The organism is Caulobacter sp. FV2ps19, assembly GCF_058681035.1.
Window position 1 is genome coordinate 3,616,997 of sequence record NZ_CM178729.1, and the last position, 25,733, is coordinate 3,642,729.

23 protein-coding genes are annotated in these 25,733 nt (G+C 66.3%); 7 read left to right on the forward strand and 16 right to left on the reverse strand.

The genetic code is table 11. The features are described 5' to 3' along the window. Window positions 1–4: 4 nt before the first annotated feature. Together ACW18B_RS17155 and ACW18B_RS17160 are read left to right on the forward strand one after the other, a co-directional pair. Window positions 5–616, forward strand: a complete 612-nt coding sequence (locus ACW18B_RS17155; RefSeq protein ID WP_492048225.1) for a 2-hydroxychromene-2-carboxylate isomerase — start codon at window positions 5–7, stop codon at window positions 614–616. Window position 617: 1 nt separating this feature from the next. Then, window positions 618–1,751 carry an acyl-CoA dehydrogenase family protein gene (locus ACW18B_RS17160; protein ID WP_492048226.1) on the forward strand — a complete coding sequence of 378 codons (1,134 nt, stop codon included), beginning with the start codon at window positions 618–620 and terminating at the stop codon, window positions 1,749–1,751. A gap of 37 nt (window positions 1,752–1,788) precedes the next feature. On the opposite strand, the gene pyk is transcribed toward ACW18B_RS17160, so the two are convergent. From pyk to fliL, 12 genes are all read right to left on the reverse strand, one after another. Beyond that, window positions 1,789–3,231, reverse strand: coding sequence for a pyruvate kinase (gene pyk / locus ACW18B_RS17165; RefSeq protein WP_492048227.1), 1,443 nt, complete (start codon window positions 3,229–3,231; stop codon window positions 1,789–1,791). Between the two features lie 37 nt (window positions 3,232–3,268). Next, entirely contained in the window at window positions 3,269–5,737 is a 2,469-nt protein-coding gene (locus ACW18B_RS17170) for a glycoside hydrolase family 3 protein (RefSeq protein WP_492048228.1), read from the reverse strand. Between the two features lie 278 nt (window positions 5,738–6,015). Beyond that, entirely contained in the window at window positions 6,016–7,038 is a 1,023-nt protein-coding gene (locus ACW18B_RS17175; protein ID WP_492048229.1) for a LacI family DNA-binding transcriptional regulator, read from the reverse strand. Between the two features lie 98 nt (window positions 7,039–7,136). Continuing rightward, on the reverse strand, window positions 7,137–8,126 hold the full coding sequence (glk, locus tag ACW18B_RS17180) for a glucokinase (RefSeq protein ID WP_492048230.1): 990 nt from the start codon (window positions 8,124–8,126) through the stop codon (window positions 7,137–7,139). 13 nt (window positions 8,127–8,139) lie between these two features. Next, window positions 8,140–9,951: a phosphogluconate dehydratase gene (edd, locus tag ACW18B_RS17185; RefSeq protein ID WP_492048231.1), complete on the reverse strand. Its 1,812-nt coding sequence runs from the start codon at window positions 9,949–9,951 to the stop codon at window positions 8,140–8,142. A gap of 4 nt (window positions 9,952–9,955) precedes the next feature. After that, window positions 9,956–10,648, reverse strand: coding sequence for a 6-phosphogluconolactonase (gene pgl / locus ACW18B_RS17190; protein WP_492048232.1), 693 nt, complete (start codon window positions 10,646–10,648; stop codon window positions 9,956–9,958). Window positions 10,649–10,650: 2 nt separating this feature from the next. Next, entirely contained in the window at window positions 10,651–12,105 is a 1,455-nt protein-coding gene (zwf, locus tag ACW18B_RS17195) for a glucose-6-phosphate dehydrogenase (protein ID WP_492048233.1), read from the reverse strand. A gap of 262 nt (window positions 12,106–12,367) precedes the next feature. Further along, window positions 12,368–15,223 carry a tetratricopeptide repeat protein gene (locus tag ACW18B_RS17200; RefSeq protein WP_492048234.1) on the reverse strand — a complete coding sequence of 952 codons (2,856 nt, stop codon included), beginning with the start codon at window positions 15,221–15,223 and terminating at the stop codon, window positions 12,368–12,370. Between the two features lie 7 nt (window positions 15,224–15,230). Next, the gene (locus tag ACW18B_RS17205; RefSeq protein WP_492048235.1) at window positions 15,231–16,025 is read right to left on the reverse strand and encodes a MotE family protein; all 795 of its coding nucleotides are present in this window, start codon (window positions 16,023–16,025) and stop codon (window positions 15,231–15,233) included. Next, window positions 16,025–16,582: a DUF6468 domain-containing protein gene (locus ACW18B_RS17210; RefSeq protein WP_492048236.1), complete on the reverse strand. Its 558-nt coding sequence runs from the start codon at window positions 16,580–16,582 to the stop codon at window positions 16,025–16,027. The genes ACW18B_RS17205 and ACW18B_RS17210 overlap by 1 nt, the downstream gene beginning before the upstream one ends. Further along, complete coding sequence (gene fliM, locus ACW18B_RS17215; protein WP_492048237.1) at window positions 16,579–17,736, reverse strand: flagellar motor switch protein FliM; 1,158 nt, start codon at window positions 17,734–17,736, stop codon at window positions 16,579–16,581. The genes ACW18B_RS17210 and fliM overlap by 4 nt, the downstream gene beginning before the upstream one ends. 30 nt (window positions 17,737–17,766) lie before the next feature. Continuing rightward, a complete protein-coding gene (gene fliL, locus ACW18B_RS17220) occupies window positions 17,767–18,396 on the reverse strand; it encodes a flagellar basal body-associated protein FliL (protein ID WP_492051762.1) in 630 nt (209 codons plus the stop codon). 225 nt (window positions 18,397–18,621) lie between these two features. On the opposite strand from fliL, the gene flgF reads away from it, so the two are divergent. The 5 genes from flgF (at window position 18,622) to ACW18B_RS17245 (ending at window position 22,276) form a co-directional block, all read left to right on the forward strand. Beyond that, window positions 18,622–19,359: a flagellar basal-body rod protein FlgF gene (gene flgF / locus ACW18B_RS17225; RefSeq protein WP_492048238.1), complete on the forward strand. Its 738-nt coding sequence runs from the start codon at window positions 18,622–18,624 to the stop codon at window positions 19,357–19,359. Between the two features lie 12 nt (window positions 19,360–19,371). Then, window positions 19,372–20,160 (forward strand): flagellar basal-body rod protein FlgG, encoded by a 789-nt coding sequence (gene flgG, locus ACW18B_RS17230; protein ID WP_492048239.1) that lies wholly within the window; start codon window positions 19,372–19,374, stop codon window positions 20,158–20,160. 4 nt (window positions 20,161–20,164) lie between these two features. After that, window positions 20,165–20,917 carry a flagellar basal body P-ring formation chaperone FlgA gene (gene flgA, locus ACW18B_RS17235; protein ID WP_492048240.1) on the forward strand — a complete coding sequence of 251 codons (753 nt, stop codon included), beginning with the start codon at window positions 20,165–20,167 and terminating at the stop codon, window positions 20,915–20,917. A gap of 11 nt (window positions 20,918–20,928) precedes the next feature. After that, complete coding sequence (flgH, locus tag ACW18B_RS17240) at window positions 20,929–21,663, forward strand: flagellar basal body L-ring protein FlgH (protein WP_492048241.1); 735 nt, start codon at window positions 20,929–20,931, stop codon at window positions 21,661–21,663. Between the two features lie 133 nt (window positions 21,664–21,796). Beyond that, window positions 21,797–22,276: a hypothetical protein gene (locus tag ACW18B_RS17245; protein ID WP_492048242.1), complete on the forward strand. Its 480-nt coding sequence runs from the start codon at window positions 21,797–21,799 to the stop codon at window positions 22,274–22,276. 15 nt (window positions 22,277–22,291) lie between these two features. On the opposite strand, the gene dxs is transcribed toward ACW18B_RS17245, so the two are convergent. The 4 genes from dxs to ACW18B_RS17265 are packed head-to-tail and all read right to left on the reverse strand — an operon-like array spanning window position 22,292 to window position 25,711. After that, window positions 22,292–24,211, reverse strand: a complete 1,920-nt coding sequence (gene dxs / locus ACW18B_RS17250; RefSeq protein WP_492048243.1) for a 1-deoxy-D-xylulose-5-phosphate synthase — start codon at window positions 24,209–24,211, stop codon at window positions 22,292–22,294. Window positions 24,212–24,228: 17 nt separating this feature from the next. Further along, entirely contained in the window at window positions 24,229–25,113 is an 885-nt protein-coding gene (locus tag ACW18B_RS17255; RefSeq protein ID WP_492048244.1) for a polyprenyl synthetase family protein, read from the reverse strand. Further along, window positions 25,110–25,454, reverse strand: a complete 345-nt coding sequence (locus ACW18B_RS17260) for a tRNA-binding protein (protein ID WP_492048245.1) — start codon at window positions 25,452–25,454, stop codon at window positions 25,110–25,112. The genes ACW18B_RS17255 and ACW18B_RS17260 overlap by 4 nt, the downstream gene beginning before the upstream one ends. Continuing rightward, the gene (locus tag ACW18B_RS17265) at window positions 25,454–25,711 is read right to left on the reverse strand and encodes an exodeoxyribonuclease VII small subunit (RefSeq protein ID WP_492048246.1); all 258 of its coding nucleotides are present in this window, start codon (window positions 25,709–25,711) and stop codon (window positions 25,454–25,456) included. Before ACW18B_RS17265 ends, ACW18B_RS17260 begins: the two co-directional genes overlap by 1 nt. Window positions 25,712–25,733 lie beyond the last annotated feature (22 nt).

Below are 25,733 nucleotides of genomic sequence, written 5' to 3' on the forward strand. Positions count from 1 at the left end.
GGCCATGCTCACCTTCTGGTACGAGTTCGCCTCGACCTACTCCTACCCGGCGGCCATGCGCATCGAGCGCCTGGCCGAGGAGGCGGGCGTGGCCGTCGCCTGGCGGCCGTTTCTGGTCGGGCCGCTGTTCCATGAGCAGCAGGGACTGACCGACAGCCCCTTCAACAGCTTCCCGGTCAAGGGCGCCTATATGTGGCGCGATCTGGAACGGGTGTGTGACCGCGAGGGCCTGCCGCTGGTTCGTCCCAGCCAGTTCCCGCGCAATGGCCTGCTGGCGGCGCGGGTGGCGATCGTCGGCCTAGAAGACGGCTGGACCCCGGCCTTCACCCGGGCCGTCTATCAGGCCAACTTCGTTGAAGATCGCGACATCAGCGACCCGGCCGTACTCGCGCCGTTGATCGCGTCGGTCGGCGCAGGCCCCGACCACGTCCTGGCCGCCGCCCAGTCCGATCCCGTCAAGGCGCGCCTCAAGAGTCACGTCGCCGAAGCCCGCGCCCAAGGCGTATTCGGCGCCCCCAGTTTCGTCACCGCCGACGGCGAGCTCTTCTGGGGCAACGACCGGCTAGAACAGGCCCTCGAATGGGCCGTCCATCATCAATCAAGGGAGCACGCCTGACATGGCCGTCCTGACCGAAGAACAGACGATGCTGCGCGACGCGGCCAAAGGCTGGACCACCGACAGCGCCCCGGTCGGCGCCCTGCGCAAGCTGCGCGACAGCAAGTCCGGCAAGAGCTTTGACGCCGCTGCCTGGGCCGAGATGGGTCAGATGGGCTGGGCGGGCGTGATCGTTCCCGAAGAGCATGGCGGTTCGGCCTTCGGCTATCTGGGCCTGGGCCTGGTGCTGGAGGAAACGGGTCGCAACCTGGTGGCCTCCCCCCTGCTCTCCACGGCCCTGATCGCGGCCTCGGCCCTGACCCTGGCGGGCACGGACGCGCAGAAGACCGCCTGGCTCGACAAGATCGCCCTGGGCGAGGCCGTGGCCACCCTGGCCGTCGACGAAGGCTCGCACCACGCGCCCGCCAAGGTGGCCCTGACCGCGACCAACAGCGGCGAAGGCTACGTGCTGAACGGCGCCAAGACCTTCGTCCTCGACGGTGACGCCGCTGACCTGCTGATCGTCGTGGCCCGCACCAGCGGCAAGCCCGGCGACACCGAGGGCCTGACCCTGTTCCTCGTGCCCGGCGACGCCGCGGGTGTTACCCGCACCCATCTGGCCCTGGCGGACTCTCGCGGCGCCGCGCGTATCGATTTCAAGGACGTCTCGGTGGGCCCCGACGCCATGCTGGGCAAGATCGACCAGGGCTGGGGCGTTCTGGAGCCGGTGCTGGATCGCGCCTATGCCGGCCTGGCGGCCGAGATGCTCGGCACGGCGACCGCCGCCTTTGACGTCACCCTGGACTATCTCAAGACCCGGACGCAGTTCGGCCAGGTGATCGGCACGTTCCAGGCGCTGCAGCACCGCGCTTCGAAACTGTTCACCGACCTGGAGACTACACGGTCCTGCGTGGAAGCCGCCCTTGAGGCGATCGACGCGGGAGGCGACACTCACGCCCTTGCCTCACTGGCCAAGGCCAAGGCGACCGAAGTTCTGCACCTGGCCACCAACGAAATGGTCCAGATGCACGGCGGCATCGGCATGACCGACGCCCATGACTCCGGCCTGTATATGAAGCGGGCGCGCGTCGCGGAGACGCTGTTCGGCGGGGCGTCGTTCCACCGTGACCGCTACGCACGGCTGCAAGGCTTCTGAGTCCTCGCCCATCCCCAAGGCGGGATGGGCGGAACCCTCAACGGCTGGTTGGCCGCTTGCGCACGGGCATCGGCGCATGGGCCAAACGCAGAAGATTGGCGGCGCCCGGCGCGCCAAAGGGCGTGCCGGCGACGATCAGCAGGCGCTCGCCGGGCGCCACAAGGCCCAGTTCCAGCGCGCGGCTGGCCGCATCGGTCGTGACCACTTCCAGGCTATCGGGTTGGGCGCTGACCCGCGGCTCGACGCCCCAGACCAGGGTCATGCGGCGCACGGCGTCGATCTGAGGCGACAGGGCGAGGACCGGCTGCAGCGGACGTTCGCGCGCCAGGCGACGCGCCGTGGCCCCGGTGGTCGTGAAGGCCACCAGACACTTGGTCGAGCCGGCCTTGGCCGCCTGGGCGGCCGCCACGACCAGCACGTCGGCGTCATCGTCAGCGTGCGGCTGCTCGGCCTGCATCAGTTCAGGCCAGCGCGGATCGCGCTCCACCCGCTCGATGATGCGATTCATCATCGCCACTGATTCCTCGGGATATTCGCCGGCGGCGGACTCTGCCGACAGCATGACCGCATCCGCGCCCTCATAGACCGCATTGGCGACATCAGAGGCCTCGGCCCGGGTCGGGGTCGGCGAGGTGGTCATCGATTCCAGCATCTGGGTGGCGACGATCACGGGGATCCCCCGCTCGCGGGCCGCCCGCAGAATGATCTTCTGGGCGACAGGCACCTCTTCGGGCGCCATTTCGACACCCAGGTCACCGCGCGCCACCATAACGCCGTCACACAGGTCCATGATCGCGCCCAGACATTCCAGCGCCTGCGGCTTTTCGATCTTGGCCAGCACCGAGGCGCGGCCTTCAACGATCCGGCGCAGTTCGGCCATGTCCTCGGGCGCCTGGACGAAGGACAGCGCGATCCAGTCCACGCCAAGACGCAGGGCGAAGGCCAGGTCCTCGCGGTCCTTGGGTGTCAGCGGCGACATCGGGATGACGACGTCGGGCACGGCGACGCCCTTGCGCTCCGACAGCTTGCCGCCGTTGACGACCTTGGTGTCGGCCCAGCCCGGACCGGCCCGGGTGACCGTCATCCGCAGCTTGCCATCGTCCAGCAGCAGGGTCGCGCCGGGGCGCATGGCCACCAGAATCTCGGGGTGCGGCAGATACACGCGCGTTTCGTCGCCGGGCGTCGGGTCGTCGTCAAAACGGAAGGCCTGACCGGCCTTCAGTTGCACCGGACCATTGGCGAACTTGCCGACCCGCAGCTTGGGGCCCTGCAGGTCGGCCAGGATGCCCAGCGGCCGGCCGACGATCGGCTCGGCGGCCCGGATAGCGGCATAGACCGCCGCATGATTGTCATGCGTGCCGTGGCTGAAGTTCAGGCGGAAGACATCCGCCCCGGCCTTGGCCAGGGTGATGATCATCTCCGGCGAACTGCTGGCGGGACCGATCGTGGCGACGATGCGGGAACGACGCGCGCGGATCATGCGGCCGCTCCTCTGGTATGGATCTGGGCGGGTGAAGTCAGGGTACGGGACAGAATGCGTCGCCTTCGTTGGAGGCGAGCTGGATTTCGGTGAAGGTCAAAGCAAAGCGTCCCGATGTCGAAAGCGCGAAGGGGGACGAAACTTGCGTCATATCCGCGCCCTTGGCCTTGAAACAGGAGAGTTTGATCTTGGCAGTGCGCCATTCACCGATCTTCGCGCCTGAGAAAGTTGACGTAACGTCTAGCCCCGCGCCGCAGGATTCGCCACAGGCGATCGCCAGGGTAACCGGTTTCTCCGGAGCCGCCTCAACCCGGTAGCGAAGCATCACCGCCATGTCGCCCGTCGTCTGCCGGGACAGATCCACGGGTTGCCCCAACACCGTCAGGGCGCCGGCGCCCTCCCCGGTCCATTCGGCCAACCGAGCGTTTTCCTGCGCGCCGGCGTCGACGGGCTTCACCGCCACAGCGCCGCCCACGTTCAGCGTCCAGGGCGCCGGTGCGCGGCCGGCGATGAAGTAGCGATCGACATTGACCGCCGTCGAAGTCACGCCGGGGTCTTCAGACAGCGCGGCCACCTTGCCCGGCTTAGCGTAGCTGAGGCCGTAACCGTAGGCGAACTGGGGATCATAGCCGGTCTCGCCGCGATTGAGCGGAACCTGGTTGGCGCGCTTCGGCCAGGAGAAAGACAGCGCGCCCTTGAAATCGTGGCGCGGTTTGCCGGTCTTGTCGCCGACCAGCACGTCTGCCACCCCGCCCCCCTCACTGCCCGGCAGCCAGGCGGCGACAAAGGCGTCGGCGGCGTTGATCTCGGGATTGGTCCAAAGCGGGCGGCCACTCAGAAATACCGCCACCACCGGCACGCCCTGGGCCTTGAGACTCTTGAGCAGCGCCAGATCGGTCTTGTCGCCGGGCTGATATTCCAGATTGATCAGATCGCCCTGGAACTCGGCATAGGGGTTCTCTCCAAACACAACCACGGCCACGTCGGGCTTGTCCTTGAACGCGCCGTCCCTCGACAGCTCGACTTGGCCGCCGCCAGCCTTCACCGCCTCGGCGATGCCGGCATAGATCGACTGGCCGCCCGGAAAGTCGCTGTTCTTGTTGCCCGTGCCCTGCCAGGTCAGGGTCCAGCCACCGGACTGCTTGCCGATGTCGTCTGCGCCGTCGCCGGTCACCAGCACCCGCGCCGAACTCTTGATCGGCAACACACCCTGGTTCTTCAGCAACACGAGGGATTTACGAACCGCTTCACGCGCCACGGCCCGGTGCTCCGGCGAGCCCAGCAGATCAAATCGACTTTCCAGCGGGCGCTTGTCGGCGAACAGGCCCGCCTTGACCTTGACCCGCAGGACGCGACGCACGGCGTCATCCAGCCGCGCCATGGGGATCGTGCCGTCCTTCACCTGGGCCAGGGTGTTCTCGAACAGACCCTTCCAGCTGTCGGGGGCCATGACCATGTCCATGCCGGCCAGATAGGCCTGCGGACAATTGGTGTTGCTGCAGCCTTCGACCTGGCCGTGGGCGTTCCAGTCGCCGACCACGAAGCCCTGGAAGCCCATTCGTCCCTTCAGCACGTCGGTCTGCAGGCTCTTGTTGCCGCTGTGCTTGACGCCGTTCCAGCTGGAGAAGGACACCATCACCGTCAGGATGCCAGCGTCGATCGCCGGCGGGTAGCCCTGGGCATGGAGGCGGATCAGGTCTGACTCAGAAATCTGGGCGTCGCCCTGATCCTTGCCGCCCTCGGTGCCGCCATCAGCCAGAAAGTGCTTGGCGGAGCCGACGACATGGCTGGCCGCCAGCGGCTGGCCGGCCTTCAGTACACCCTGCAAACCCAAAGTCATGGGACCGGCATAGGTCTTCACCACTTCGGGGTCCTCGGCATAGCCCTCATAGGCTCGCCCCCAGCGTTCGTCGCGGGGCACGGCCACTGTCGGACCAAAGGTCCAGTCCGCCCCGGTCGCGGCCACTTCCTCAGCGGTCACCGCCCCAATCCGGCGGATCAGATCGGGATCGCGCGCGGCCCCCAGACCGACATTGTGCGGAAAGACCGTGGCCCCGACGATGTTGTTGTGGCCGTGGACGGCGTCAATGCCGAAGATGATCGGGATCGGCGTGTGTCCCTCGCGCGGCTCCAGCGCCACAGCGCGATAGGCCTTGATCCACTCCACCCACCTGGCGGGCGCGGCGCGGTCATCGCCGTCGGGGGCGGTATTGCCGCCGGCTTCCACCGACCCCAGCGGATACTGGCGCAACTCTTCGGGCGTGATCGAAGCGCCGTCGGCCTGGATCGTCTGCCCGACCTTCTCCTCCAGACTCATGCGCGACATCAGATCGGTGATGAAGGCCTCGGTCTTTGCGTCTGTGATCGCGGCGGGGCTGGCCGCCTTGGGCCACAGGTCAGGATGAGCGGTCGCTGACGGCGTCTGGGCCATCACCGCGCCGCCGAGACTCCCCGATAACAGCAGAGCGATAACCGAGGCGTTGGCGATACGGCGACGAGCGGACATGGGACTTCCCTTGATGTGCTGAGACAGACCCCGATCAAGCCGACACACTAAAAAGCTCGTCGCGGCGATCGCAGGTCCGCCGCGACGAGAAGCATGACGCCTGGACGCCCCAACGTGGGGACGAGGACCAGCGACAAGCGCGGCCCGGCGAGAATGGGGTCGAAATCTCTGTTTCCTCCGGACGTCGCTCCAACGGGCGACGCTCTTGATTAACGCGATGAGACCGCAATCAGACAGCGCTGTCAACAATGAACCGCCGCTGGAACGGCGAGCCGATCCTAAACCGCCGCCGGACCAGTGGATTCTCGGATGACGAGTTCAAAATCGAGAAGCTTGGACGGGGGCGCATCGCCCTCTTCCCAGGACAGGCCATTCAGAAGCATGTCGGTGGCCGCCCCCGCCATGGCCGCGATGGGCTGGCGCACCGTGGTCAGTTGCGGCCAGACGACCTTGGCGCCCGGCGTGTCGTCGAAACCGGCTACCGACAGGGTCTCTGGAACATTGAGCCGCAGGCGGTTGGCGACCGCCATGACACCCAGGGCCATGTCGTCATTGCTGGCAAAGACGGCTGTAGGTCGATCCTCGCCCCCAAGCAGGCGCTCAGCCGCCTCGAACCCCGATCGGAACGAGAAGTAGCCCTGCTCCACCCGTTCGGGCCGAACGCTCAATCCACTGTCGGCCATAGCCGCCAGGAAACCCTCACGGCGCAGATGCGAGGCGCCGTGGTCGGGGTGGCCGATGATGAAGCCGATGTCGCGGTGGCCCAGGCCGATCAGGTGCTTGGTCATCTCATAGGCGGCGAGCTGATCGTCCATGCCGACCCTGGCCGACCGCTCCAGATCGCTGCCAGGGGAAATGCGCACATAGGGTACGCCTTCACGCTCGAGGACCGCCAACACCACGGGGTGATCACAGACCGGCGCTGTCAGGATGACGCCATCCATCCGCAGCGTCGCGAGCATCGGCGCGATCTGCGCCTCGAGATCGGCAGCAGCGGAATCGAGCGGCTCGACAATGAGGTGATAGCCCTCCTGCCGGCACCGCGCGATCGCCCCCAGCTGGACGTCGGTGATGTAGCCCGGGCTGGGGTTGTCGAAGAACACCCCGATCAGATAGGCCTTCGAACCGGCCAGGCTGCGGGCCGAAATATTGGGGCGGTACTGCAGCGCCGCCACGGCCGCCTGAACCCGATCACGGGTGTCGGCCTTGACGTTGGGCTCACGATTGAGGACCCGGGACACTGTCTTGATCGACACGCCCGACTGGCGCGCGACGTCGTGGATCGTGATCTTCGCGTTCAAGTCCGCCCCTCGTGACGCCGAGTCATTCAGCTTGGCTGGCAATAAGCCATGACAGCCTTGTCATGGCGAGCCCCGCCTGCGGTGAAACGTCGTCGACCCTAGCTGATCGACGCACGCCCCTCCGGGGTCATCGCCACAGCCGCTCCGATCAGGGCGGTATGGGGATGCATGATTACGTGAGTCGGGATCGCCTTCATGTAGTCGACGAACCGACCCTTGGCCTCGAAGCGGGCGCGGAACGGGCCAGCCTCCAGCAGATCAATGATCCGGGGCGCGATGCCTCCCGCAATAAAGACCCCGCCTCGCGCGCCCAGCGCCAGGGCGGCGTCGCCGGCGGTCGAGCCGAGGATCGCGCAGAACCGGTCGACGGTCGCCAAACTGTCGGCGCAGCCCTCGATCGCGCGCTCGGTGATCTGGTGGGCGGGCAAGGCCTCAACCGTGCGGCCTTCGGCCTCGGCCAAGGACAGGTGCAGGTCTTCCATGCCGGGGCCCGATAGAATGCGCTCCACCGAAACGCGGCCGAACGACTTCATCAGCGAACGCAAGATCTCGATCTCGATCTCGTCGGTCGGCGCGAAGGCGATATGACCGCCCTCGGTGGTCAGCGGCGTGTCGACGCCATGACGGCGCACCATGCCGGCCGCGCCGAACCCGGTGCCAGGACCGATGATGGCAAGGTTCCCCTCGCCCGAGGTCTGCAGCGGCCCGATCTGACGCAGGTCCTTCGGCGAAAGACGCGGCGCCGCCAGGGCTTGGGCGGTGAAGTCATTGATCAACTTGGCGGTCCGAAAACCGCCTGCGCGACGCAGACTGTCCTCGGAAATCCGCCAGTCCAGATTGGTCATGTGAACCGATCCGTGCTCGATCGGCCCAGCGACGGCCACGACGGCCTGGTCGGGATGACGCACGCCCACCTTGGCCAGGTAGTGCTCCACGGCGTCTTCGGCGGTGGCGTAGTCCTCGCCCTTGTAGGTCATCGGCTCGATCAGACGCGGATCAGGCCCGTCGAACTCCACGAGGGCGAAACGCGCATTGGTGCCGCCAATGTCCCCGACCAGGCCGAGCCCGCCGCTATTCAAGCCGTTCATCTAGACCGCTTCCTCAAGCAAACAGCGCAGATGCGCCGGTGTCGGCCGAACCGACCCCCGCCCGCATCCAGCCGAACAATTCCCGCCCAAAGCCCGGCTTGGACGCCGGGACGTTCGCCGGCGTGCGGGCGCGCAGGGTCGCCTCGTCCACCAGGATTTTCAGATCGCCGTTCGCGGCGTCGACCGTGATCACATCGCCGTCCTGGACATAGGCCAGCAGCCCGCCCTTGGCCGCCTCGGGCGTCACGTGGATCGCAGCCGGCGTCTTACCCGACGCGCCAGACATCCGGCCATCCGTGACCAGGGCCACCTTGTAGCCGCGGTCCAGCAGCACCGAGATCGACGGCGACAGGTTATGCAGCTCGGGCATGCCATTGGCGGCCGGCCCCTGGAAGCGCATCACCACCACGACATCACGGTCGAGTTCGCCGCGCTTGAAGGCGGCGATGAAGTCTTCCTGCTCCTGGAACACCGCCGCCGGGGCGGTGATCGTGTGATGCTCAGGCTTGACGGCCGAGATCTTCATCACGCCGCGACCCAGATTGCCGCCCAGCAGGCGCAGGCCGCCCTCGGGGCTGAAGGGGTCCGACAGCGGCCGAACGATGGCCAGGTCGAGCGACGCGTCCGCGCCGTCCCGCCACGTCAGCTCACCGTCTTCGAGCACGGGTTCCTGAGTGTACCGCGACAGGCCCGGCCCGGCGATGGTCAGGACGTCCTCGTGGACCAGGCCGCCCTTCAGCAGTTCCCGGATCACGAAGGCCATGCCGCCGGCAGCCTGGAAGTGGTTCACGTCGGCCGAACCATTGGGGTAGACGCGCGCCAGCAGCGGCGTCGCGCGCGAAATCTCGTCGAGATCCTCAAGCGTCAGGAAGACGCCGGCCGCGTGGGCCATGGCCACCAGGTGCAAGGCCAGATTGGTCGAGCCGCCCGTGGCCATCAGGCCGACGACGCCGTTTACGATCGACTTCTCGTCGATCATCCGACCGACCGGAATAAATTCATTGCCCTTGTTGGTCACGGCGGCGATGCGGCGAGCGGCCTCCTTGACCAGAGCCTCGCGCAGCGGCGTGTTGGGATGCACGAAGGCCGAGCCCGGCAAGTGCAGGCCCATCAACTCCATCAGCATCTGATTGGTGTTGGCCGTGCCGTAGAAGGTGCAGGTGCCGGGGCCATGATACGAGGCGCTCTCGGCCTTCAGCAGTTCGTCGCGGCCGACCTTGCCCTCGGCATAGAGGGCGCGGATGCGGGCCTTTTCGGAATTGGGCAGGCCGGAGGTCATCGGCCCCGCCGGTACGAAAAGCGCCGGCAAATGGCTGAAGGTCAGGGCGCCGATCACCAGGCCTGGTACGATCTTGTCGCAGACGCCCAGATAGAGGGCGCTGTCGAAGGCGTCATGGCTGAGGGCCACAGCGGTAGCCATGGCGATGACGTCGCGCGAGAACAGCGACAGCTCCATGCCCGGGCGGCCCTGGGTGACGCCGTCGCACATGGCGGGCACGCCGCCGGCGAATTGAGCGGTGGCGCCGACCTCGCGCGCCGCGGCCTTGATCAGCGCCGGATAGGCCTCCAGGGGCTGGTGAGCCGACAGCATGTCGTTATAGGCCGAGACAATGCCGATATTGGGCGCGTTGGGATCCAGCGCCCGCACCTTGTCGACGCCCGGAGAGGCGGCGAAAGCATGGGCCCAATTGGCGCAGGACAGCTTGGCGCGGCCCGGCTGCGACGCGATCGCCGCTTCCATGTTGGCGAGATAGGCCGAACGGCTCTCACGACTGCGCGCGATGATCCGGTCGGTGACCTTGGCGATGACGGGATGGAGGGTCATGATGCTATTCCGCCCAAAGGATACGGACCTTGGCGCGGTCCTGTTTGAGAATGGCCGCGATCGGCAGGGCCGGATCGACCGGTCCTTCCAGCAGCGCCTTCTTGGCCTGGCCGGTGACCAGCAACACGATCAGGTCCGCGCGGGTCAGGGCGCTGAAGGTGAGACTGAGGCGCTGAATATCGGGCGCGGGCGAGCCGGCGGGAACGGCGAGCACCAGGCGCTCGGAATCGGCCTTGAGACCGTCCGCCAGCACGGCCGAGCCCGGAAACAGCGAAGCGAAGTGACCGTCAGGACCGACACCCAGCAGAACCGCGCCAAAGGGCGCGGCGGCGCCCACCCCGACCTCGGCCTGCAGCGCTGAAGCCTCGGGGCTGACGCCGGCAAAATAGAGCGGCGCAAAGCTGGCCTTGGCGGCCTCGCCGACCAGCAGATGCCGGCGAACCAGGCCTTCATTGCTGCTGGGGTCAGACGGCGGCACCCAACGTTCATCGGTCAGGGTGACCGTGATCTTGTCCCATGGGGCCGTCATCGTGGCCAGGCGGTCATAGACCGGCGCCGGGGTGGTGCCGCCCGTCGCCGCAAACCCGGTTTTGCCATGCTTGGCGATAGCCGTGGTCAGCGCCGCGATCAGCACCGAGGCCGCGGCGTCGTAGAGATCGTCTCGCGAGGCGAAGGTTTCGATGCTGGGTTGGCTCATGATCAGGCCTTCCAGGCTCGACCGCCGGGCGCGATCAGGCCGGCCGAAGATTGTGGCCCCCAGGTGCCCGCCGCATAGGGCGCGGGCTCGATATTGGCCTCGCGCCAGGCGGCCGAAACGCCGTCGATGAACTTCCAGGCCTGCTCCACCTCATCACGACGCACGAACAGGGTGCCGTCGCCGCGGAAGACGTCGAGGAACAGCTTTTCATAGGCGATGCGGCGGCGGCCGCCGCTCTGGCTGAACGACAGCGACAGCGGCAGGGATTGCAGACGCATCCCCTCTTCCGACAGTCCGGGCCGCTTGTTCATCAGGGTCAGGACGATGTTTTCATCCGGTTGCAAGTCGATCACCAGCCGGTTGGCGCTCAGGTCGCCGTCGGTCGCCGCGCCGAAGATATTGTGCGGCAACGGCTTGAACTGGACGATGATCTGCGTCCGACGATCCGGCAGATTCTTGCCCGTGCGCAGGAAGAACGGCACGCCGTCCCAACGCCAGTTGTCGATCGCCACCTTCATGGCCACGAAGGTCTCGGTCTTGCTCGGCTTGCCGACTTCCTCGAGATAGCCGGCGCGCGCGCCGCCCTCGACGACCCCGGCCACATACTGACCGCGCACTGTGTCATGCGCGACCGTGTCCTTGGTGAAGCGACGCAGGCTGCGCAGCACCTTGACCTTTTCATCGCGGACAGCGTCCGGATCAAAGCCCGACGGCGCCTCCATCGCCACCAGACACAGCAGCTGCAGCATATGGTTCTGCACCATGTCCCGCAGGGCGCCGTACTCATCGTAATAGGGCCAGCGATCGCCGACCTTCTCGGTCTCGGCGATGGTGATCTGGACGTGGTCGATGGTGTTGCGGTCCCACAGCGGCTCGAACAGCACGTTGGCGAAGCGCAGGGCGGTCAGGTTCTGGACGGTCTCCTTGCCCAGATAGTGATCGATCCGGAAGATCTGGCTTTCATCGACGATCGCGCCGACGGCGGCGTTGGTCGCCTGCGAACTTTCCAGATCCCGGCCGATGGGCTTTTCGAGCACGAGGCGCGTGTTCGCGCCGGTCAGCCCGGCCGACTGCAGCGCCGCGCAGGCCGGGCCATAGAGGCTGGGCGACAGCGAGAAGAAGATGACCAGCGATCCGTGCTCGCCGACGCGCTCGGCCAGCTTGGCCGCGCCCTCGTCCTTGGTGATATCAACGGAAACATAGTCCAGACGGGCGGCGAGACGGGTCCAGGCCGCCTCTTCCACCGTCGCGCGCTTGCCCAACTGCTCGCGAACAAGAGCCTTGTAGCCAGCGGCGTCATGCTCGCCTCGGGCCACGCCGATGATCCTCAGATCATGAGGAAGGAGGCGATCAACCTCGAGAAAATAGAGGGAGGGCAGCAGCATACGCAATGCCAGGTCCCCGGCGCCGCCAAGCAGCACCAAAACCTCGCGGCCATTCTCGCCGTCGTTGGTCATATTCACTAGATCTTCCACCCTATGACAACGTTGTCATGGCATGCCTACCCAAGCTTGGCAAGGCATTGACCCTCAACGTTCCGCCCGGGAAGTCGGGCAGGCCTTACCTAGGCCAAACGCGCAAGGCTCGCCACCAGACCAATGGATTTTCACAAACAGTTTGACGCACGCGAGAGCCAAAGCGCGCGACCGCGTCCAGACCGGCGGACACTCAAGGACCGCAGGCGGGCCTGGTGAGGGTGTAGGCCCAAGGGAAGAGAGGTTATCCGGTCGGACGGGCCGCGCGGAACCGGTCCTTCATCTTTCCGACCCAGCCGCCGAAGGCCTCATTATCAGCCGTCACACGAGCGAAATCGCTGCTGGACAGCGATTCGACGTTCATCCCCGACAAGGCGATCCGAAGCCCCGCGGGATTGCTCGATCCTTCGACAAAGCCGGAATAGCGCTGACGAAGGCGCGCCAGACCCGCATCGTCGTCCGCCAGGCTATAGGCGACACCGGCCCGCAGCAGCCGCGACTCATCATCCACCGCCAGGGCCCCCTGCCCTTTCCAGCGGTCGCCCAGCGACTTCTCGTACAGGCCGGCGGCGACAGGCCAGGTCCGCTGCTTCCAGGCGATCTCGGCGCGAATATCCTGAGAGTCGCGGCTGTTGTCGGTTTCGACGAGCTCCAGCGCGGCGTCATAGCGGCCGAGCCCCATATAGGCGCGCGCGGTGGCCTGGCGGCGTTCAGCGTTCAGACGCGGCGGCAAGATCGTGGTGCGGGTGTCATTGATGGCCTGCAGCGCATTCTCAGGCTGCTTGTTCATTAAATAGATCCAGGCCAGATCCGTCGCGACCTGGGCCTTGGGTACGCCGTTCAGGCGGTTGTCGACCTGATATTTCAGCAGCTTGGCGGCCTCGTCGAGCAGATCGACATCGACCAGACGACGAACGAGGTTTCGCACCATCTGGTCGCCATCGGCGCCCAGCGGGGTCAGGTCCTGGAAATCATAGAACAGACCCACGGCCTGGATCGGCTGCATGCCGTCGGCGAGTCCGTCCAGGAACAACGACCGGAACGCTGTGTTGAGGTCGTTGCGGAGCGCGATCGCCTGAGGGTGGTCGGGCTGGTTGTTTCCGGCCGAGTGGAGGACTTCCAGCGCCTCGCGATAGCGCCCCTGATCGATAAAGAGCTTGCCCAGCCCCCGCATGGTCTCGAGTTCAACGCCGTCGCCGCGCCAGCGGAAGCGGAGCTGGTTGAGCTCGTTAGCCGCCGTGCTCGCGTCGATCTGCCCTTTGGCCAGTCGCAGCTGCGTGGCGTGCAGCATGGCCGGCGCCGCGATCCTGTCGATCGGCGCCTTGGCGATGGCCTGAAACATGCGCAGGGCCCGCATTTTTTCGCCCTTGGCCTCAAACATCCGCGCCTGGGTGAGGCGGATATCGAGCTGATCCTCGATGGGAACCTTGGGCTGCTTCAGGGCGTCGGCGATCAGGCGCGCCGCAGCAGCGAGGTCGCCGGTTCCCAAGGCGGCCTTGGCCTGGGCGTGCAGGAAGCGCGCGCGCCAAAGCGGTGGAAACAGATCAAGCGCCCGGCCCGCATTGGCGAACTTGGCACGCGCATCGGCCCACTCGTTCTGCTGGGCGGCGATATAGCCACGCCACTGGGCGGCTGACGGATCGTCCGCCAGGACCGGCGAGGCGAAATCATTTTCGGCCTCACCCAGACGATTGGCCATAACCCGAGCCATGCCGCGCAAACCGCGAAACTCGCTGTCGCCCAAAAGGGTCTGGTGCTTGCGGGCCGCCGCATTCAGCACCCCAATCGCTTCGTAGGACATGCCCGATCCCACCAGGAATCGCGCCAGCGCCATGCGCGCGCCGATGTCGCCGTTCTTGTCGTCCCCCTCGCTGGCGGCGGGAATGGCGCCCTGAAGCGCATTGTAGCGCGCGAGGAATCCGCCGGACCCGGTCTTGGGCCAATCTTCCAGGTCGATCAGGGCCGGCATGGCCATCGGTTGCGGCGCGCCGGCCGCGGCCTCCTCGGGTGCGCGGGTGACCGAGAGCGGCGACAGCACCAGACCCTTGGGCCTGCCAATACGCAACAGATCGCCGTCAACCGAGACCATCAGATCGCTGGCATAGGCCTCCGCGGCCAAGCCCTGCGCCGAGGGCAGCAGCGCCATCTCGACATATTCACGGCGCGAAGGCAGGCCCTTGGACGGCGCCAGGGCCGGAGCGACCAGCAGGCGATCGCCAACAGCGCCGTCATTGACCCAGACCGCCTTGGTGACGCCGGCCAGGGCGGCTGTCAGCGTGGCGGGCGTGACGGTTTCGTCGCGGGCGACGCGGATCGCATCAGGCGTATCTTGCGAACCCGGGCCCAGATTGATCGACCAATTGCTTCCCATGCCCTGGGCTGAATAGGGCGTTCCATGGGGCGTCACGATCCGCAGCGCGCTGTAGTCGCTGCCCTTAAAGACCTGAATCTTCGAATAGAAGGGGCTGGCGGTCGGGAACTTGGAAATGTCGAGGCGGGCGGGCGTATCAAAAACCACCCACACCGCTTCGCCGCGCCGGAACACCGCAGCGCCGGCGGGCGCGGCCCAGTTGAAGCTCAGGCGGATCTGGGAGTCGACCTTCTCGAACCCGCCCTTGACCACCCCGCCCTGCGGCATCGGATTGGCGCGCCCGACGGGAGCGACAGGCGCCGCCGGATGGGCCGCGTCCGCCATGGCGCCGGCCCGAGCGAAGATATTGACGAAGTCCGCGCCGTCGGCGTTCCCCAGACGCACGTCGGCGTCGTCGGTCAGGGTGAGGATGATCTCCAGCGCCCCGCCCTCATGGCGGGCCTCGGCCGACTTCACCCAGCGCGGTGGCGTCAGGCGCAGCACGCTCATGTCCGGATTGGCGTCACGGCTGAAGCGCAGGGTCAGAACCTGACCGTCGCGCTTGGACGTCAGGCGCGCGCCGCCGGTCCAGTGGAATTCGAGGCGGCTGAAATCCGCCGCCTGCGCAACACGCAGGTCCAGCGATCCGCGCGACGCCGCTGCGGGACCGGCGGCGTTAACCGACGGCGCCGCCACGCTGGCGATGCAAACCGCCGCGACACCGGACCGCAGGATCGCGCGAAGACTCATCGAGCGCCTAACCGGCCTTCTTGGGGGCGGCGGCGCCCGCCAGCGAGGCGTCGGCCGCCTGCTTGGCCTGCGCGTCACCCGCAGACGCGCCGGCATTGTCGGCGATCGCAGCCTTGCCCTTGTTGATAGCGTCGTTGGCGAAACGATTGGCGAGGCGCTCGGTCAGGGTCTTGGCGTCGGCCGGCGACATATTGGCCAGGATCAAGCTCAGCGTCCGCTCTTTCATCTTGGCGGCGATCGGCAGGCGTACGGCGTCTTCGAGGATCGACATTCGCGCGGCGGCGTCCTTGGGCTTCATGCTCGAGAACACGGTCACCATCCGGTCGACCTCGGCCGACTTCTGGCTGTCAGCCTGGCCCAGCAATCCCTGGATATCGCCCTTCAGGCCGTTCAACGCCTTGACCTTGGCGTCCAGCTTGGCCTCAGCGGCCGCCAACAGCTGAAGCTGGACATCGATGTCCTGTTCGCGCTGGTCAAGCTGACCGCGACGCGCGCCCAGGCTCTGCAAGATACGAAGCTCAGCGGGCGACAGGCCCGCTTCGCGCGCCAAATCGGTGGCCGAAGGCGCGCAGACACGCGGCGGCGGAGCCGTCGAGGCCGCCGCGTCATGCCCTGCGGATTCGGCCGACGGCGCCTCTTCGCCATGGCCAGACTTGGCGTCCGGCTTGGCCACGCCCTCAGCGAAGGCCTTCGCTCCGCTAAGCATATCGGGCACAGACTTGGCGCCCGCCAAAGCGTTGATCGCCAGGACGCCGCCTACGGCGACGCCGACGAGTGGCAGGATACGGGGAATGTTCTTCATCACCGGGCTCTGAAATTGGGTCCGGGACGCGGCGGATCGACCGGGCCCTCGAAGAGGTCATCATCAACCCGCGCCCGTGAACGTGGGGTTTCCGGGGCGGGACGGGGTCGCGAAACCGGCGCAGGGGGCGCGGAGGGATCCACAGGCCGCGCGGCCCTGGCTTCCCGATCCAGCAAACGCTCGAAATCCTCAGCCTTGAGGCGACGGTCGGGCTTGGGCTCCTGCTCGGGGCGCGACTGTCCCGCGGCTGGAGCCGCGGCCGGCGGCGGCGTGACCAACGGGCGATTGATCCGCTCGTCGAGCTTGGCGGCAAGGGCCGTGGCGCGCTCGATGCGATCGGCCAGGGTCTCGGACGCCTCATCGGTCGCGGCGCGCAGATCGGCAAGCCCCTGCTCGGCCCGCGCCGCAGCGCCATCGAGATCGGCCACAGCCTTGGCAAAGCCCGCATGACTGTCGCGCAAGGCTTTCAGTCGGCGCTCCAGGCGCCAGCCAAAGCCCAGAGCCACGATCAGCAGAACCGCTAGCAGAGCGTTGAGGGCAAGGGCCGCGATACTCATTTCAGCTTCTGAACCGCTTTCTTGGCCGCCGGCGTCAGCGGCGCCTCGGCGCGGATTGCGATCGAGTGGTTGCGCCGGCCCATGCGACCGCGCGTCAGCGGAATGGCGCCCGCCCGCAGCTCGACGAGGCTGTCAGGCGTCGCGTTCAGCATGAGGGTGTCGCCGACCTGCAGATTCAGGACCCGCGACAAGGGCAACTGCTGCTCATCGAGAACGGCGCGCACCTCCATCTGGGTGGTCCACAGCTCGGTGGCCAAGTGGCCTTCCCAGATGTTGTCGCGGCCGAACTTCTCACCCATGAACTGCTGCAGCAGCATTTTCCGGATCGGTTCGAGAGTCGCGTAGGGCAGCAGCAGCTCGATACGGCCGCCGCGATCCTCCATATCGATACGCAACTTGACCAGGATGGCGGCGTTGGCCGGCCGGGCGATCGCGGCGAAGCGCGGATTGGTCTCCAGGCGATCCAGGCTGAACGAGACCGGGTGCAGGGGCTCAAAAGCCGCCTTGGCGTCGTTCAGCACCACCTCGACCATCCGCTGCACCAGCACCCGTTCGATGGTGGTGTAGGGCCGGCCTTCAATGCGCATCGCGGCGGTGCCGCGGCGACCGCCCAACAGCACGTCGACGATCGAGTAGATCAGGTTGGAGTCGACGGTCAGCAGGCCGTAGTTGTCGAGCTCCTCGGCCCGGAACACCGCCAGGATGGCCGGCAGCGGTATCGAGTTCAGATAGTCGCCGAACCGGATCGAACTGATGTTGTCGAGACTGACCTCGACGTTGTCGCTGGTGAAGTTCCGCAGAGAGGTCGTCATCAACCGCACCAGGCGATCGAAGACGATTTCGAGCATCGGCAGACGCTCGTAGCTGACCAGCGCCGAGTTGATGATCGCCCGGATGCCGGTGCGATCGTCATTGCCGTCGCCGGACAGATCGAAGCCCAGCAGGCTATCGATTTCGTCCTGGTTCAGGATGCGCTCGGTGCCAGCTCCATCGCCGCCGCCGCCATCATCCCAGCCGCCGCCGGCCATGCCGCCGCCCATGCCGCCGCTGAAGTCACCGAACTCGCCAGCGGCGTCGCCGCCCGGCTGACCGCCCGGCGGGTTCTCCGAAGCCCATTGGGCCATCGCGGCCTGATCGTCGAGTTCGTCCGCCATATGGGTTCGCCCAACCAGCTCCCGAAGGGGCTAGTTGATCAGCATCTCCTCGATCAGGACAGCATTCACCTTGGACGGCGCCGCGACGAGATTGACGCGGCGCAGCAGCTCGATGCGGAGCTGGAAGGTGCCCTGACTGCCGTTAAGATCTTCCGGACGTAGCTCGCGCAGGAAGGTCTGGAACATGTCCTGCAGCCTGGGCAGATTCGGGGTCAGCGCCTCGGCCGTTTCCTCGTCAGGGAGCTCAAAGGTCAGTTTCAGCTTCAGGAAGGTCGACTTGCCGTCCGCCGTCTGCATGTTCACGACAATGTCGGGCAAGGTGTAGAACACCACGCCATCGGGCCCCTCCTTGACGATCGGCACCCCAGCGCCGCCTTCGCCGGCCTTGGCCTCGCCGCCACCGCCATGGCCGCCTTCCTTCTCCTTCTCTTTTTTCTTTTCCTTCTTTTCCTTGCCGTGCTCTTCAGCGCCAGCCTCCCCGTGAGCGGCCGGCTTTGGCTTCATCAAAAAGAAGGCGGCCGCCCCGCCGCCGCCCAGAACGAGCACGCCAGCGGCGGCCGCGATCAGCACGATCGGCGGCTTTTTCTTGGCCGGAGCTTCGCCTTCTACAGCGCCCTCTTCGCCTTCGGGGGCGGCTTCCTTCGGGGGTTTCTTGGCCACGCGCGCGGTTCCTTGGAATCTACCTGCATACTCATGCGCGACCATGGTTAACGATGTGTTTTGGAGGCCATTTCGCCGCAGGCTGAATCTGCCCGGCAGACTCCGACCAACACCCCCTCGTTAACCTTCCTATTCCTTGTTTTTACTTGGCTTTTCGAGTTGGCCCGAAGGTTGCAGTAACCCTGTCGGCGCATTTTTCGCGCCAGCCGCCCGAGTTAACTCGTCATGGACAACGCGCTGTATGTGGGCCTGTCGCGGCAGATGACCCTTCGTCGCGAGCTCGACATCGTGGCGAACAACATCGCCAACGCCAACACCACCGGTTTCAAGACCGAGGATCTGATGGTCCGAACCGAGGCGGCCAAGCCCGCCAGAACCCTGGGCGGCTCGAACCCCGTCAGGTTCGTGCTCGACGACGGCGTGACCCGCGATTTCACCCAGGGTGCGATGACCAAGACGGGTGGCGATTTTGATGTGGCCATCGAGGGCAAGGGCTTCTTCAAGGTCCAGACCGCCGGCGGCGAGCGCTATACCCGCGACGGCCGCTTCACCACCAACCCCGAAGGCAAGCTGGTCACCCAACTGGGCGCACCGGTGCTGGACGAAGGCGGCGGCGAGATCCTGATCGATCCCAAGCAAGGCCCCGTCACCATCGGCAAGGACGGTATCATCAGCCAGGGCGCCCTGAGCGTCGGCAAGATCGGCGTCGTCCGTCCCGACGATCTGGCCGTGCTCAGCAAGGACGGCGACAACCTCTATCGCAACACCTCGAACGCCACGCTCCAGCCCGCCCCGGACGCCGTCGTCCATCAGGGCATGCTGGAAGCGTCCAACGTCCAGTCCGTGGTCCAGATCACCAAGCTGATCGAGGTGCAGCGCGCCTACGAGAGCATGGCCAAGATGATGGACAACACCGCCGAACTGACGCGCTCCGCCGTCGAGCGCCTCGGCAAAGTCAACTAGGGAACATAGGTCATGCAAGCTCTACGCACCGCCGCGTCCGGCATGTCGGCCCAACAGCTGAACGTCGAAGTCATTTCGAACAACATCGCCAACATGAATACGGTTGGCTTCAAGCGTCAGCGGGCCGAGTTCCAGGACCTGCTCTACCAGACCATCGAACGGGCCGGCGCCCAGTCGTCCAGCGACGGCAATGTGGTCCCGACCGGCGTTCAGGTCGGCGGCGGCGTGAAAGCCGGATCGGTCTATCGGATCACCGAACAGGGCACGCCCACCATGACCAACAATGAGTTGGACGTGGCCATTCAGGGCAAGGGCTATCTGCAGGTTCTGCTGCCCACCGGCGAAACCGCCTATACCCGGGCCGGCAACTTCTCGACCAATGACCAGGGTCAGGTGGTCACCGACGACGGCTATCTGGTCCAGCCCGGCATCACCATTCCGCAAAACGCCGTCGCCACCACCATCGGCAAGACCGGCCTGGTGCAGGTGACCCTTTCGGGTCAGGTCGCGCCGCAGACGATCGGGCAGATCGAACTGGCCAACTTCATGAACGAAGGCGGCCTAGAAGCCATCGGCGACAACCTCTTCCTCGAGAGCGGCGGCTCCGGCCCGGCCAATATCGCCGCCCCCGGCCAGCCCGGCTTCGGCACCCTTCTGCAGAACTACACCGAAGCCTCCAACGTCGACTCGGTGAGCGAAATTACCGCCCTGATCGTCGCCCAGCGCGCCTACGAAATGAATTCGAAGGTGATCACCACGGCCGACCAGATGCTCCAGGCCACCTCGCAGCTGAGGTCCTAGGCTCATGAAGCGCCTCCTGATCACGGCCTGCGTCCTGACCTTGGCGAGCCCTGCCCTCGCCGGCCAGGCCGTATCGCTGAAGTTCGACACCACAGACTCCGACGGCCGCATCACCCTGGGCGACCTGTTCGATGGGGCCGGTTCGGCCTCGTCCCTTCAGGTCGCCGTCCGCGTGGGACCGACGGCGGTTCTCGAGGCCTCCCGGGTGCAGTCTTTCGCCCACCGCGCCGGGCTGGACTGGACCAATCCGCAAGGTATTCGCCGGATCATCGTTCGCCAGGGCGTCGAGAGCGACGGCGTCGTCGCCGGCGCCAGCCGCGCCAAGGGCAATGTGGAAGTTCTTGCCTATGCCCGCAGCATCGCGGCCGGCGAAATCGTCCAGCCTCAGGATCTGATCTGGACCAAGGTCGCCGCCGCAGCCTCGGACGCCCCGCAAGACGTCGACGCCCTCATCGGCATGAGCGCCCGCCGCCCGCTGCGCGAAGGCGCGGTCGCTTCGCTGCGTGACGTCTCTGCGGCGCAGGTCATCAAGAACGGTGATCTGGTCTCGGTCACCTATGAAGACGGCGGCATTTCACTGACCCTGCAGGGCAAGGCCATGGCCGTCGCTGCGGTCGGCGACAGCTTCGCCGTCCAGAACAGCCTGTCCAAGAAGATCATCGAGGCCGTCGCTACAGGCCCCGGCTCCGCCATCGTCGGTCCCCAGGCCCAGCGCCTGAGGGCCAGCCGCTCCCCTTCCCGCTACGCCGCTCGCTAGAGGTCATCGCCATGCGTCCCGCCCTGCTCGCCATCGCCCTGCTCAGCCTCGCCCCGCTCGCCGGCTGCTCGACCGTCAGCGAAGCGGTGAAGGGGCCTCAGTTGGCGCCCGTCGGTTATCCAGCCCAGCTGGCTCCGATGACCTCGCAATTCGTATCCAGCCGCGAACCCACCCCGCAGGCCGCTTCGGCCAATTCCCTGTGGCGGGTCGGCGCGCGCGCCTTCTTCAACGACCAGCGCGCCAGCCGGGTCGGCGACATCCTGACCGTTCAGATCGACATCGACGACAGCGCCAGCACCAAGAACAATACCGCCAGTTCGCGGACGTCCAGCGGATCGGCGGGCGTCAGCAATTTCCTGGGTCTTGAATCCAGCCTCGGCAAGTTCCTGCCCGGCGGTTTTGATCCGGCCAACGCCATCGGGACCGGCTCGGCCTTCAGCAATGCCGGCGGCGGAAGCGTCAGCCGTTCGGAAAAGATCAGCCTGACGATCGCCGCCGTGGTCAGCCAGGTCATGCCCAACGGCAACATGGTGATCCAGGGCACGCAGGAAGTCCGCACCAACGCCGAACTGCGCCAGTTGACCGTCGCCGGTATCGTGCGGCCGGAAGACATCTCCTCGGCCAACACCATCAAGCACACCCAGATCGCTGAAGCCCGGATCAGCTACGGCGGCCGGGGCGACATCAGCCGCGTGCAGAAGACCCCGGCCGGCCAGGCCCTGGTCGAGAAGTTCTCGCCCTTCTAGCCGGCCCCCAGCAAGGCGTCACAAGCCGCCTTCGATCTTGATGACACGCAGGCGCGGCCACCGCAGGGTAGCCGCGCCTGCCGCATTTGAACCACAGCGCCCCGATCGCGTTTCCTCAGTCAGGAGAACCGCCATGGGACGCTCGATCACCGCCTTCATTGCTCTGGGCTTGCTGACAGCCGGGCTCGCAGGCTTGTCCGGCTGCGCATCGCGCAATGTGGCGACGAGCGACTATCGCTGGGTGCACCTTGCCAACGCCGACGAAGCGCCACGTCTGGCCTATGGCCGGCCGTCGAGTGACGATGTGGTGCTGATGCTGAGTTGTTCGCCAGGCGCCGACAATGTCCGCATCTCGGCCGTCGGCCTCACCGGCGGCGAAATCGTTCTGGCGTCGGACCGCGCGCAGAGTCGCTTCATCGCCGAGAAGACCGATAGCCCAATGCTCGAAGCCGGCTTACTGGAGGCCTCAGGACGGATGAGTTCAGCCGCCCTGGCGGGTTTTCAGCTGACAGGCGATCTGGCGGTGCTCACCCATGGCGGGCGTCACAAGCTCAACGCGATCCGTAAAGATCGCGGCGAAGTGAAAGCGTTCTTCCGATCTTGCGCCGGCTAGAGACGTCTGGCCTCGCTAGGCCCGCCGTCCCGCTGCGCTGACATTGTCGATGCCGAGGGCCGACAAGGCGCCCCGCAGGATACCCTCGGCGTCGAGACCCGCCTGAGCATACATCAGCTCGGGCTTGTCCTGATCCTGGAAGACATCGGGAAGCGCCAGGGTGCGGATCTTCAGGCCGCGATCCAGAGCCCCGTGCTGGGCCAGGGCCTGCAACACAAAGGCGCCGAAGCCGCCCATAGCGCCTTCTTCGACCGTAACGATGGCCTCGTGCTCGCGCGCCAGCCGCAGCAGCAGGTCAATATCCAGAGGCTTGGCGAACCGCGCGTCGCAGACCGTGGCCGACAGGCCGCGCGCCGTCAGCATATCGGCGGCCTTCAGGCTTTCCGCCAGGCGCGTGCCGAACGAGACGATTGCGACGCTGGTCCCCTCGCGGACGATGCGGCCCTTGCCGATCTCCAGCGGATCGGCGCAGCCCACGGGCATATCGAGGCCCAGACCCTCGCCGCGCGGATAACGGAAGGCGCTGGGACGGTCGTCGATCTCAACAGCCGTGGCGACCATGCGGGCCAGCTCCAGCTCGTCGGCGGCGGCCATCAGCACCATGCCGGGCAAGGCGCCCATGAAACCGACGTCGAACGTGCCTGCATGGGTCGGACCATCGGCGCCGACCAGTCCCGCGCGGTCCATGGCGAAGCGCACCGGCAGACGCTGAATGGCCACGTCGTGGACCACCTGATCGTAGCCGCGCTGCAGGAAGGTGGAATAGATCGCCGCGAAAGGCTTCATGCCATCGGCGGCCAGGCCGGCGGCGAACGTCACGGCGTGTTGCTCGGCGATGCCGACGTCGAACGTCCGCTCGGGGAAGACTTTGCCGAAAATGTCCAGGCCCGTGCCCGAAGGCATGGCGGCGGTGATGGCGACGATCTTGGGATCGCGCTCCGCCTGCCTGACCAGTTCCTGGGCGAACACCTTGGTGTAGCTGGGCGGCCCGGCGGCGGCCTTGTGCTGCTGGCCGGTGACAACGTCGAACTTGACCACGGCGTGCAGCTTGTCGTCGGCGCCCTCGGCCGGGGCATAGCCCTTGCCCTTCTGGGTGACGACGTGGACCAGAACCGGCTTGTCCTGAAACTCGCGGGCGTTCTTCAGCACGCTGACCAGGGCGTCCATGTCGTGGCCGTCAATCGGGCCGACATAGTGGAAGCCCAACTCTTCGAAGAAGGTGCCGCCGGTGACCATGCCGCGCGCATATTCCTCGGCCTTGCGAGCCGCTTCGCGCATCGGGGTCGGCAGTTTCTCGACCACCGTCTTGCCGAGCTTGCGAACCTTCCGGTACGCGCCGCCCGAAACCAGGTTGGCCAGATAGGCGCTCATCCCGCCCACGGGCGGGGCGATCGACATGTCGTTGTCGTTGAGGATGACGGTCAGTTGCTTGGTCGTATCGGTCGCCGCGTTCATCGCCTCATAGGCCATGCCGGCGCTCATCGAACCGTCGCCGATCACGGCCACGACCTTGTTGGTCTCGCCCTTCTGGTCACGCGCGGCGCAGAAGCCCAGCGCCGCCGAGATCGAGGTGGCCGCATGGGCCGCGCCGAAGGGGTCGTATTCGCTCTCGGCCCGCTTGGTGAAGCCCGACAGCCCGCCGCCCTGGCGAAGCGTCTTGATACGGTCGCGCCGGCCGGTGAGGATCTTGTGCGGATAGGCCTGGTGACCGACGTCCCAGATCAGGATGTCCTTGGGCGTTTCGAAGACGTGGTGCAGCGCGACGGTCAGCTCGACCACGCCCAGACCCGCGCCCAGATGGCCGCCGGTGACGGAGACTGCGTCGATGGTCGCGGCGCGGACCTCGGTCGCCAGTTGCTTGAGTTCAGCCACGGAAAGGCCGCGCGTGTCGGCGGGCGAAGCGATCTTGTCGAGGAGTGGAGTCACGAGGGTCATGTCCGAAGAAAGCGCGGTCAGTTGCGCCGGTCCAGCACGAAATCAACGCTGCGACGCAGATGGTCGGCGCGTTCGCCGAAAATATCGAGGTGAGACTTGGTCTGGGCGGCCAAAAGCGTCACGCGTTCCTTGGCCGCATCCAGGCCCAGAAGGGTGACATAGTTGGCCTTGCCCTTGGCGGCGTCCTTGCCGCCGGCGGCTTTTCCGAGGATCGCCTCGTCGCCCTCGGCGTCGAGAATGTCGTCGACGATCTGATAGGCCAGCCCCAGGTCCTGAGCGAAACCCATCAGGGCGGCGCGCTCGGAATCTTTTGCCCGGGCGATGATCAGCGGGATCTCGAAGGCGAAAGCGATCAGGGCGCCGGTCTTCAGGCGCTGCATCCGGGCCACCGCGCCCAGGTCGTCGCGCACGCCCAGCAGGTCAATCATCTGGCCGCCGCACATGCCCTTGGCGCCTGAGGCGATGGCCAGCTTGCGCACCAGCTCAGAACGGATGTTGCCATCGTCATGCGTGTCGACGTGAGCCATGATCTCGAAGGCGGCGGTCTGCAGGGCGTCGCCGGCCAGGATGGCGGTGGCCTGATCGTACTGGATATGAACGGTCGGACGACCGCGCCGCATGTCGTCATCGTCCATGGCCGGCAGATCGTCATGCACCAGACTATAGGCGTGGATGCATTCCAGGGCGCAGGCGGCGCGCAACACCGGGCGCTCCGCCAGATCGAACATCTTGCCGGTTTCCAGGGCGAAGAACGGCCGCAGACGCTTGCCGGGCCCCAGAGCGGCGTAGCGCATGGCCTCGGTCAGCCGGCTTTCCGGCCCATCAGCGCGGGGCAGCAGCTCATCGAGCGCGACGGTGACGATATCGGCCGCCTGAACAATGCGCCGTTCCAGATCGATCAAAACAGTTTCCCCCCGTCCGGCGCCGGACGATCCACGCCAAGCAGCACCACATCGCCCTTCGCGTCCGGGAACCCCAGGCACAACACCTCGGACATCACCGGACCGATCTGACGCGGCGGAAAATTGACCACCGCCGCCACCTGGCGACCGACCAGTTCATCCAGGGCGTAGTGTTTGGTCACCTGGGCCGAGGATTTCTTGACGCCGATCAGCGGCCCGAAATCGATGGTCAGCTTGTAGGCAGGCTTGCGCGCCTCCGGAAACGCTTCGGCCTTGATGACGGTCCCAATGCGGATGTCGACCTTGTCGAAGTCGTCATAGGTGATCGGCGCTGAACCCATCAGCTAAAGTCCGCCGACTCGGCGGTCACCGCACCGCCCTGCCCCAGCACGATCTTCTCGACCTTCAGGCGGGCGGCCTCGAGTTTCTTCTCGCAGTGGGCCTTCAGGGCCGCGCCGCGCTCATAGATGTCGATCGACCGTTCCAGCGGCGCCTGACCGGATTCGAGCTCGGACACGATCTTTTCAAGCTCGGCCAGGGCCTGCTCGAAGCTCAAACCGGCGAGATCTCCGTCCATGGCTTTCGAGGCGTCGGTCATTTCAACTCCAAAGGGAATGATG

Excerpts from the sequence above, each read along its gene's own strand:
- ACW18B_RS17155 (WP_492048225.1), top strand. The coding sequence starts at position 5 with ATGCTCACCTTCTGGTACGAGTTCGCCTCGACCTACTCCTACCCGGCG.
- ACW18B_RS17160 (WP_492048226.1), top strand. The coding sequence starts at position 618 with ATGGCCGTCCTGACCGAAGAACAGACGATGCTGCGCGACGCGGCCAAA.
- pyk (WP_492048227.1), bottom strand. The coding sequence starts at position 3,231 with ATGATCCGCGCGCGTCGTTCCCGCATCGTCGCCACGATCGGTCCCGCC.
- ACW18B_RS17170 (WP_492048228.1), bottom strand. The coding sequence starts at position 5,737 with ATGTCCGCTCGTCGCCGTATCGCCAACGCCTCGGTTATCGCTCTGCTG.
- glk (WP_492048230.1), bottom strand. The coding sequence starts at position 8,126 with ATGAACGGCTTGAATAGCGGCGGGCTCGGCCTGGTCGGGGACATTGGC.
- edd (WP_492048231.1), bottom strand. The coding sequence starts at position 9,951 with ATGACCCTCCATCCCGTCATCGCCAAGGTCACCGACCGGATCATCGCG.
- pgl (WP_492048232.1), bottom strand. The coding sequence starts at position 10,648 with ATGAGCCAACCCAGCATCGAAACCTTCGCCTCGCGAGACGATCTCTAC.
- zwf (WP_492048233.1), bottom strand. The coding sequence starts at position 12,105 with ATGACCAACGACGGCGAGAATGGCCGCGAGGTTTTGGTGCTGCTTGGC.
- ACW18B_RS17200 (WP_492048234.1), bottom strand. The coding sequence starts at position 15,223 with ATGAGTCTTCGCGCGATCCTGCGGTCCGGTGTCGCGGCGGTTTGCATC.
- ACW18B_RS17205 (WP_492048235.1), bottom strand. The coding sequence starts at position 16,025 with ATGAAGAACATTCCCCGTATCCTGCCACTCGTCGGCGTCGCCGTAGGC.
- ACW18B_RS17210 (WP_492048236.1), bottom strand. The coding sequence starts at position 16,582 with ATGAGTATCGCGGCCCTTGCCCTCAACGCTCTGCTAGCGGTTCTGCTG.
- fliM (WP_492048237.1), bottom strand. The coding sequence starts at position 17,736 with ATGGCGGACGAACTCGACGATCAGGCCGCGATGGCCCAATGGGCTTCG.
- flgF (WP_492048238.1), top strand. The coding sequence starts at position 18,622 with ATGGACAACGCGCTGTATGTGGGCCTGTCGCGGCAGATGACCCTTCGT.
- flgG (WP_492048239.1), top strand. The coding sequence starts at position 19,372 with ATGCAAGCTCTACGCACCGCCGCGTCCGGCATGTCGGCCCAACAGCTG.
- flgA (WP_492048240.1), top strand. The coding sequence starts at position 20,165 with ATGAAGCGCCTCCTGATCACGGCCTGCGTCCTGACCTTGGCGAGCCCT.
- flgH (WP_492048241.1), top strand. The coding sequence starts at position 20,929 with ATGCGTCCCGCCCTGCTCGCCATCGCCCTGCTCAGCCTCGCCCCGCTC.
- ACW18B_RS17245 (WP_492048242.1), top strand. The coding sequence starts at position 21,797 with ATGGGACGCTCGATCACCGCCTTCATTGCTCTGGGCTTGCTGACAGCC.
- dxs (WP_492048243.1), bottom strand. The coding sequence starts at position 24,211 with ATGACCCTCGTGACTCCACTCCTCGACAAGATCGCTTCGCCCGCCGAC.
- ACW18B_RS17260 (WP_492048245.1), bottom strand. The coding sequence starts at position 25,454 with ATGGGTTCAGCGCCGATCACCTATGACGACTTCGACAAGGTCGACATC.
- ACW18B_RS17265 (WP_492048246.1), bottom strand. The coding sequence starts at position 25,711 with ATGACCGACGCCTCGAAAGCCATGGACGGAGATCTCGCCGGTTTGAGC.